Here is an 8,741-nt window from a genome sequence, read left to right as displayed (position 1 = left end):
CTTGCGCGGACGGCGTGCCTGCGTGCGGCGCTGCCCGCCACCTCCGAAGAGGTCGCCGAACATGTCGCCGATGCCACCACTGCCGCCGGAGCCGCCCCGGTCGCGGAGCAGGTCGTCGAGGTTGAACCCGCCGCCTGCGCCACCGCCGGCGCGCTGGCCCGCACCGCCGCCGAAACCGCCACTTCCGTAGAGGCGGCGCATCTCGTCGTACCTGGGACGCTTGTCGGGGTCGCCGATGACGTCGTAGGCCTCGGCGATCTTCTTGAACTTGTCGTGCTTGGCGGAGTCGCCGGGGTGAGAGTCAGGGTGGTTGTCCTTGGCCAGCTTGCGATAGGCCTTCTTGATGTCGGCCGCAGCCGCATCCTTCTTCACCCCGAGCACAGCGTAGAAGTCCTGCTGCGCCCAGTCGGCCTTGAAGCCGTCACCGCTGTTGCTGCCTGCCACGGGTCACCCCTCCTCTCACGTCCACGACTAGTCCTACCTGGTGGTGCTGATCGGTCAGCCGGCCGGCTCGGCGGTCAGCACCTGCGCTGCCCGCACGACCCGGTCGCCGATCTTGTAGCCCGACTTGGCGACCACCTTCACCGTGGTGACGGTGACCTCCGGGTCCGGGCCCATGCTCGACAGCGCCTCGTGGACCGTCGGGTCGAACGCCTCACCGGGCGTGCCGAACTTGACCAGCCCGGACGACGCCACCGTGCGCTCGAGCTGGTCGGCGACGGTCTTGAGGCCGTCCGCCAGCTCACCGTGCTCACGGGCGCGGTCGATGGTGTCGAGCACCTCGGTGATCGGCGCCAGCGCGGCGTAGGTCGCGTTCTGCTTGATCAGGTCGCGATCACGCTCGACACGGCGCTTGTAGTTGAGGAACTCCGCCTGCAGACGCTGGAGGTCGAGCGTGCGCTCCTGCAGCGCCATGGTGGCGACGGTGAGCTCGTCGGCCTCCGCGGTGTCGTCGCCGGTCTCGAGGTCCGACGGCTCCAGCGGGCCGCCCTCCTCGAGCCAGTCGGAGACCGCCTCGCCGCCGGGCTGGTCGCTCGACTGCCCGGCCGGGGCCGAGGCCCCCTCCTGCTGGAGGGGAGCCTCGACCTCGGTCTCGTTGGGCATCTCGGCGGCCGCGTCACCGAAGGAGCCCTCGGGCGTCTCGGGCACGTCCTGCTCGCCTGGGTGACCTGAAGTCACTTGGACTCGCCCTCGGCCTGGTCGCCCTTGGCCTGGTCGTCGGCGGCCGGCTCGTCGACGACCTCGGCGTCGACCACGTCGGCGTCGACGATGTCGTCGTCGGCCTCGCCGGTCGCGCCGGAGGCGCCACCCGCAGCGGCCTGGTCGGCCTCGGCGGCGGCGTACATCGCGGCGCCCATCTTCTGGCTCGACTCACCGAGCTTGGTGACCGCAGCGGTGATCTCCTCGCCGCTCGCCTCGGCGTTCTCGAGGACGGCCTTGAGGGCGTCGAGGTCAGCGGTGACCTCGGTCTTGACGTCCTCGGGCAGCTTGTCGTCGTTGTCGGCGAGGAACTTCTCGGTCGTGTAGACGAGCTGCTCGGCCTGGTTGCGCGACTCGACGGCCTCGCGACGCTTGGCGTCCTCCTCGGCGTACTGCTCGGCCTCCTTGACCATCCGGTCGATGTCGTCCTTCGACAGCGCGGAGCCGCCGGAGATCGTCATCGACTGCTCGCGGCCGGACGCGGTGTCCTTGGCGGAGACGTGAACGATGCCGTTGGCGTCGATGTCGAAGGTGACCTCGATCTTCGGGACCCCACGCGGGGCCGGCGGCAGACCGGTCAGCTCGAAGTTGCCGAGGGGCTGGTTCTGCGACCACATCTGACGCTCGCCCTGGGCGACCTTGATCTCCACCGACGGCTGGTTGTCGTCAGCGGTCGTGAAGACCTCGGAGCGCTTGGTCGGGATCGTGGTGTTGCGCTCGATGAGGTTGGTCATCACGCCACCCTTGGTCTCGATGCCGAGGGAGAGCGGGGTGACATCGAGGAGCAGCACGTCCTTGACCTCGCCCTTGAGGACACCGGCCTGGAGCGCGGCGCCGACCGCGACGACCTCGTCGGGGTTGACGCCCTTGTTGGGCTCCTTGCCGCCGAGCAGCTCCTTGACGATCTCGGTCACGGCGGGCATGCGGGTCGATCCACCGACGAGGACCACGTGGTCGATGTTGGCGATCGCGACGCCGCCGTCCTTGAGCACGCTCTGGAACGGCGCCTTGGTGCGCTCGAGCAGGTCGGCGGTGAGCTTCTGGAACTCCGAGCGCGTCAGACGCTCCTCGAAGTGCAGCGGGCCGGACTCGCCGTGGGTGATGTAGGGCAGGTGGATCGTGGTGTCGCTGGACGACGACAGCTCGATCTTCGCCTTCTCAGCGGCCTCCTGGAGGCGCTGCTTGGCGATCTTGTCGGCGGCGAGGTCGACGCCGTTGTTGGCCTTGAACGTCTTGACCATCCACTCGACGACCTTGTTGTCCCAGTCGTCACCGCCGAGCTCGTTGTCACCGGAGGTCGCCTTGACCTCGACGACACCCTCACCGATCTCGAGCAGGGAGACGTCGAACGTGCCGCCACCGAGGTCGAAGACGAGGATCGTCTGGTCGTCGCCCTTGTCGAGGCCGTAGGCCAGTGCGGCGGCGGTGGGCTCGTTGACGATGCGCGAGACGTTGAGGCCCGCGATCTCGCCGGCCTCCTTGGTCGCCTGACGCTGGGCGTCGGAGAAGTAGGCCGGCACGGTGATGACCGCGTCGGTGACGGGCTCACCGAGGTAGGCCTCGGCGTCGCGCTTGAGCTTCTGCAGCACGAAGGCCGAGATCTGCTGGGGGGTGAAGTCCTTCTCGTCGATCGACTGCTTCCAGTCGGTGCCCATGTGGCGCTTGACGGAGCGGATCGTGCGGTCGACGTTGGTGACCGCCTGACGCTTGGCGACCTCACCCACGAGGACCTCGCCGGACTTGGCGAAGGCCACGACGGACGGGGTGGTGCGCGCGCCCTCTGCGTTCGCGATGACGGTGGGCTCGCCGCCCTCGAGGACAGCGACGACGCTGTTCGTGGTTCCGAGGTCGATGCCGACAGCTCGTGCCATGTGTGTGTACCTCCGTGATCGGCCCGGGTCGCGGGCGCTGGTGTCTCGCTGGATGTCTGCTCCGGGGCGGCCGCGGGGGTCTCCCCGGGCGTCCATCCCGTATGCCAGAAAGTCTGGCAAAGAAGTTGAGTGGATTCAACTCAACTCTTCTGATGGTCCTAACCGCGGGGGTACGGCGGTTGTTCCCCGGGCGCCGAGGCCGCCCCCGGGTAGAGCCGGAAGCCGACCATCCGCCGGTGGGCGAACTGCTCGTAGAAGCCGCCCGCTGCCTCGCCCGGATCGGCGATCAGGTCGAGCCGGGCCGCCCCGGTCGTCTGGAAGGTGACCACCACCAGGGCCCGGGCGATCCCGCGGCGGCGGTGGTCGGGGTGCACGGCGAGAAAGCTCAGGTGCGCCTGGAGCACCCCGTCGCCCAGCGCCTGGGCCCAGCCGACCACCTCACCCTCGGTCACCGCGACGAACGAGGTCGCGCCCGGAGCGGTGCAGATCCGTCGTACGACCTCGGCGTCGGTGAGCGAGGGCCACTGGACCGTGGTGGCGAGACGGGCCACCCCCGCGGCGTGCTCGTCCTCGAAGGGGCGCACGTCGACGGTGTCCACGCAGCCCACCCTAGGACTGGATCAGGACAGCCGCATCCGCACCAGCAACGGGCGGTGATCGCTGGTGAGCCCTCGGGGCGTGCGCTGACGCAGCAGCTCGATCCGGCCCTCGCGCAGCGCCGGGGCCGCGACGTGCACGTAGTCGATGAAGCGCTTGCTGGTCGGGTGCGTTGCCAGGAGCCCGGCAAAGCCGAGCACGGAGTAGGACGACCGGGCGATGCCGGCGTAGGCGCTGACGATGCCGCCGGCGTTGCGGGCGCGCTGGTCGGCCAGGGCTGCGATGTTGTAGTCGCCGGTGCCGACCACCCAGCGGCCCGGCGCGCTGGCCCAGATGCCGGCCAGTCCGTCGAGCTGACGACTGGCCCGGATGGCGTTCTTGTTGGTGTTCCACGTGCCGGGGTCGTCGAGGTTCTCGACGCGCTGGGGCAGGTGGGTGTTGATCACCGAGATCTTCTCGCCGCTCGCCCGGTCGCGCAGGGTGACCCGCAGGGCGTAGCGCGTGCCGAACGGGTAGAGCCCGCTGCCCTCGGCCACCCCGTCGGCCAGCTTGTGCAGCGCGGAGCCGACGAGGGCGAACTCGTCCTTGCGCCACGACACGGCCAGCTCACGCGCGCCCTTGGTGGCGACGTACCGCTTGGTGGCCCACCCCTCCTGCACGAGGCGCTGGTAGACCGGTCCGGCCGAGAAGCCCTCCTGCCAGCCGACGATCGAGACCGTGTCGCGCGCCGTCAGCGCGAGGGCGTCAGCGGTGGCCTCGGCGGTGGTGAGGTCGACGTACTGGTTGAACGTCGCGACCCCGATGGTGCGGGACGCGATCTCGGGGGCCTTCTTCGCCGCGGGGGCCTCGACCGGCTCGGGCGCCGGGGTGCCGTCGATCGATGGGGACGCCGTCGGGGTGGCTGCCGGAGTGGCGACCGGCGGGGCGGCCGGCTCCGCGACGGCCAGCGTCGCTGCCGCCGCGGGACGCGAGGGGTCGGAGTCGCCGGCGTCCGCGTGACTCACCGCGGGCGCGATGAGGAGGCCCAGCACCGTGGCGGCGATGAGCAGCGGCGGCGGGCCGGCCCAGCGAGGCACAGTCGGCTCCCTTGCGCAGTGAGGCGTGAGGACAGGTCGGTGGACGACGCTAGCGGCGCCGAGAGCCGTGGTCGGGGATTCACCCGGCGGGTCGTCGCCCGAGCTCGCGGATCAGGGCCGCGGTCGCAGGCACCCCTTCGGCACCCGGCCGGTGCACGAGGCCGAGGTGGCGACGTCCGAGCTCGGCGAGCTCGACCACCTGCACGTCCGGGTGGCGGTAGGCCTCCAGGGCCGAGGCCGGCAGCACGGTGACGCCGAGCCCTCGGGCCACCAGGTTCTGCACGACGACGTAGTCGTCGGTCGTGTGGCGCAGCGCAGGGGCGAACCCCGCGCGCTCGCAGCACTCGACCAGGTGGCCTCGGCAGCGCATGCAGCCACCGATCCACTCGGCGTCGGCGAGCTCGGCGAGGCCGGTGGGAGCCGGCGCGCCCCGCGGGACGACCAGCTCGACGCCCTCGTCGCCGAGGTGGTGCCACGTCAGCGTGCCGAGGTCGGCCGGCGGCCCGTCGTAGCCGAAGACGAGCGCGAGATCGGCGTCGCCGGCGAGCACGGCCGCCATCGCCTCGGGCGGCTCGGCCTCGCTGAGGCTCACGGTGACCTCCGGATGCCGCTCGGCCAGCGCCGCGAACGCGGTCGGCACCCGCGTGGCTGCTGCGGAGGGGAAGGCGACCAGACGCACCTGCCCGCCGCGCAGCTGGGCGTGGGCAGCCAGCTCCTCATCGGCAGCGTGCAGCTCGGCTGCGATCACGTCGGTGCGGCGCAGCAACGAGCGCCCGGTCTCGGTGAGGGTGACGCCGCCGGGCCCGCGCAGCAGCAACGGACCCCCGGCCTCGCGCTCGAGCCGCGCCAGGTGCTGGCTCACCGCCGGCTGCGTCCAGCCGAGCTCGCGCGCGGCCGCGCTGATCGAGCCGGCTCGCGCGACCTCGCGGAAGATGAGCGCACGGCGTACATCGAGGGCCACCTCGTCAGTATGACCCAAGCAGTGCTTATGGACAGCCCTACGAGAACTGGCATTCCTTGGATCCTCATCGACCGGCACCCTGGTGCCATGAAGACGATCGGACTCATCGGCGGCATGTCGTGGCACTCCACCGAGGCGTACTACCGGCGCATCAACGAGCAGGTTGCTGCCCGTCTCGGCGGTCACTCGTCGGCGCGGATCTCGCTGCAGTCCCTCGACTTCGCCGAGGTCCGTGACTGCCAGGTGCGGGGCGACTGGGACGGCTCGGCCCGGCTGCTCGCCGAGGCCGCGGTGCGCTGCGAGGCCGGCGGGGCCGACCTGGTCGCGCTGTGCACCAACCTGATGCACAAGAACTTCCCGGCCCTCGAGGCCGCGCTGAGCGTGCCCGCCGTCCACATCGCCGACGCCGTGGCCGCAGTGGCCAGACGAGAGGGGTGGACCACCCTCGGGCTCCTCGGAGCGCGTTGGGTGATGGAGGAGACCTTCTACGCCGAGCGTCTCGCCGAGCACGGCATCTCGGTCGTGGTCCCCGACGACGACGGACGCACCCTGGTCGACCGGGTGGTCTTCGACGAGATCACCCAGGGCCGCTTCGTCGACGCCTCGCGGGCGTCGTACATCGAGATCATGCGCGACCTCGCCGGCCGCGGCGCCCACGCCGTCGTCCTGGCCTGCACCGAGATCGGGCTCCTGGTCTCACCGGCCCAGGCACCGCTCCCGGTGATCGACTCCGCCGCCGCGCACGCCGACCTGATGGTCGACCTCGCCCTGGACGACCACAAGGCCCTGGTCAGCGCGGCCTCCCGGGCATAGGGTGCGGCTGAGTCGCTGGGGCGACTTGCTGAGGGATCGTGCTCATCCCGACCAGCCCTGGAGCATCCATGGCTGACCAACCGCAGGACCACCACCGCACCACCCGGGCCCACGTCACCAGACGGGCTGTCGTCGGCGCCGCCGCCTGGAGCCCACCGGCCATCGTGCTCGCCACCGCCGCCCCGAGCCATGCCACCTCGGGCGTAGGCAACAGCGTCGACGTCCAGGTGGTCCCGACCACCGGGAACGACTACCTGGTGACCTTGGTCAACAACACCGCTGCGGAGATCGCGACATCGCAGCTCGGCTGGCGGTTCACCAGGACGGGAGGGACGTCGACGTCGGGTAGCGTGACGCACTCGGGCTACACGGTCAGCGGCTTCACCGGGGCCTTCGAGACGGTCTGGACCTTGATGTTCGACAAGCTCGCACCCATCCCGCTCGGCACCTCGCAGCACTCCTTCGGCTGGGACCTGGACGACTACACCGCCGACGTCCTCGTCACGGTCTACCCCGCCTCGGGAACCGGCGGTTCGTCGGCAACGACCTATCCCGGGTCCGGTCCGCGCACCCGGTCGACATCTCCCTCGACTCCGTCGACGACCTTCGGCGCCGACGGGATCTCCGCGTCCGTCGACTGAGGCGGCGATCAGGACCCTGGCCAGTCCACGGCAGCGGCGCTAGGGTGCGAACGGGTCGCTGGGGCGACCTGTACAAGGATCGTGCTCATCCCGACTAGCCCTGGAGCAACCATGGCTGACCACCGGCAGGACGACCCCCGCACCACCCGGGCCCACGTCACCAGACGGGCTGTCGTCGGCGCCGCCGCCTGGAGCCCACCGGCCATCGTGCTGGCCACCGCCGCACCTAGCCATGCCACCTCGCATGGCGGCAACAGCGTCGACATCGCCGTTGCGGTCACCTCCAAGTCCGCCAGCAAGGTGGTCCACACCGTCACCCTGACCAACAACACGGCCGGCACCATGGACCCGATGCGCTTGCAGTGGACCTTCTACCGCACAGGTCCCGCCTGGAACAGCGTCACCCGGACCAGCGGCACCTTCTTCGTAGAGTCAGACCCGTTCGTCGAAGGCGCCGACTTCTCCTCCATCTGGCTGAAGACGGCGCCCCTCCCCACCGGGACCACCTTCCACTCGTTCGAGTGGGAGATCCCGCCCTCGAACTACACCGCCGACGTGACCGTCACGGCACTACCCGGCACCGGCACCGGTGGCACCGCGGCGACGACCTACTGAGCCCCTGTCCCGGTGGCATCCGGCCGTCCTGAGCGGTATTCCCGTAACGAGGTGATGATCGGCACGTCGTCCACCCCCTCACAGGGGTTGGGCACTGCTCGCCGACGTGGTTGTGTCGAAGGATGGCTACGAACAGCACCGTCCCCAACATCGCGCTCAACAACCAGACCACGATCCCGCAGCTCGGCTTCGGCGTCTTCCAGGTCCCGCCCGAGCAGACCGCCGACACCGTCACGAACGCGTTCGAGGTCGGCTACCGCCACATCGACACCGCCCAGATGTACGGCAACGAGCAGGAGGTCGGGGTCGCGATCGCGAACGCCGACATCCCGCGCGACGAGCTCTACGTGACCAGCAAGCTCAACAACGGCTTCCACGCCCCCGACGACGCGCGCCGCGCCTTCGACGACACGATGGCCAAGCTCGGTCTGGCCCAGATCGACCTGTTCCTCATCCACTGGCCCCTCACCGCCGTGGACCCGGACCTGTACGTCGAGACGTGGAAGACGATGGCCGAGTTCGTCGCCGACGGGCGTGCGCGCTCCATCGGCGTGTCGAACTTCCAGCCCGCCCACCTCGACCGCCTCGTGCAGGAGACCGGCGTCGTCCCGGCGGTCAACCAGATCGAGGTGCACCCCTACTTCGCCAATGAGGAGGCCCGCGGCGCCTCGTTGCGCCACGGGATCGAGATCGAGGCGTGGTCCCCGATCGCCCAGGGCAAGGTGCTCGACAACGAGACCATCGGCAAGATCGCTGCTGCCCACGGCAAGACGCCCGCCCAGGTCACCCTGCGCTGGCACATCGAGCGCGGCGACGTCGTCTTCCCCAAGTCGATGAGCGCCGAGCGGATGGCCGAGAACTTCGACATCTTCGACTTCGAGCTCTCCGTCGACGAGGTCGCCGAGATCACCGCTCTCGACCAGGGCGAGTCCGGCCGGATGGGCCCGAACCCGGACGCGTTCGACTA

10 protein-coding genes are annotated in these 8,741 nt (G+C 70.3%); 4 read left to right on the top strand and 6 right to left on the bottom strand.

The window, feature by feature from the left end; translation table 11 throughout:
• The 6 genes from VOI19_RS08610 to VOI19_RS08585 form a co-directional block, all read right to left on the bottom strand.
• The coding region (locus tag VOI19_RS08610; protein ID WP_323792553.1) for a DnaJ domain-containing protein at window positions 1-444 on the bottom strand (444 nt) is incomplete at its 3' end.
• A 54-nt stretch (window positions 445-498) separates the two neighbouring features.
• Window positions 499-1,149, bottom strand: a complete 651-nt coding sequence (gene grpE, locus VOI19_RS08605; RefSeq protein ID WP_323792552.1) for a nucleotide exchange factor GrpE — start codon at window positions 1,147-1,149, stop codon at window positions 499-501.
• Window positions 1,150-1,175: 26 nt separating this feature from the next.
• The gene (gene dnaK / locus VOI19_RS08600) at window positions 1,176-3,071 is read right to left on the bottom strand and encodes a molecular chaperone DnaK (RefSeq protein ID WP_323792551.1); all 1,896 of its coding nucleotides are present in this window, start codon (window positions 3,069-3,071) and stop codon (window positions 1,176-1,178) included.
• 158 nt (window positions 3,072-3,229) lie between these two features.
• The gene (locus tag VOI19_RS08595; RefSeq protein ID WP_323792550.1) at window positions 3,230-3,670 is read right to left on the bottom strand and encodes a GNAT family N-acetyltransferase; all 441 of its coding nucleotides are present in this window, start codon (window positions 3,668-3,670) and stop codon (window positions 3,230-3,232) included.
• A 21-nt stretch (window positions 3,671-3,691) separates the two neighbouring features.
• Window positions 3,692-4,744 (bottom strand): hypothetical protein, encoded by a 1,053-nt coding sequence (locus tag VOI19_RS08590; protein ID WP_323792549.1) that lies wholly within the window; start codon window positions 4,742-4,744, stop codon window positions 3,692-3,694.
• A gap of 79 nt (window positions 4,745-4,823) precedes the next feature.
• Window positions 4,824-5,705 (bottom strand): LysR family transcriptional regulator, encoded by an 882-nt coding sequence (locus tag VOI19_RS08585; RefSeq protein ID WP_323792548.1) that lies wholly within the window; start codon window positions 5,703-5,705, stop codon window positions 4,824-4,826.
• 87 nt (window positions 5,706-5,792) lie between these two features.
• Here VOI19_RS08585 and VOI19_RS08580 point away from each other — a divergent pair, with 87 nt between their 5' ends.
• From VOI19_RS08580 to VOI19_RS08565, 4 genes are all read left to right on the top strand, one after another.
• Window positions 5,793-6,518, top strand: a complete 726-nt coding sequence (locus VOI19_RS08580; protein ID WP_323792547.1) for an aspartate/glutamate racemase family protein — start codon at window positions 5,793-5,795, stop codon at window positions 6,516-6,518.
• Window positions 6,519-6,586: 68 nt separating this feature from the next.
• On the top strand, window positions 6,587-7,159 hold the full coding sequence (locus tag VOI19_RS08575) for a hypothetical protein (RefSeq protein ID WP_323792546.1): 573 nt from the start codon (window positions 6,587-6,589) through the stop codon (window positions 7,157-7,159).
• Between the two features lie 111 nt (window positions 7,160-7,270).
• Window positions 7,271-7,774, top strand: coding sequence for a hypothetical protein (locus VOI19_RS08570; RefSeq protein ID WP_323792545.1), 504 nt, complete (start codon window positions 7,271-7,273; stop codon window positions 7,772-7,774).
• Window positions 7,775-7,896: 122 nt separating this feature from the next.
• On the top strand, window positions 7,897-8,741 hold an 845-nt coding region (locus VOI19_RS08565; RefSeq protein WP_323792544.1), incomplete at its 3' end, for an aldo/keto reductase.

This window comes from Nocardioides sp., assembly GCF_034670285.1.
Lineage (GTDB): Bacteria > Actinomycetota > Actinomycetes > Propionibacteriales > Nocardioidaceae > Nocardioides.
The sequence above is the reverse complement of the archived record's forward strand: the minus strand, read 5'-3'. Positions and strand labels throughout refer to the sequence as shown.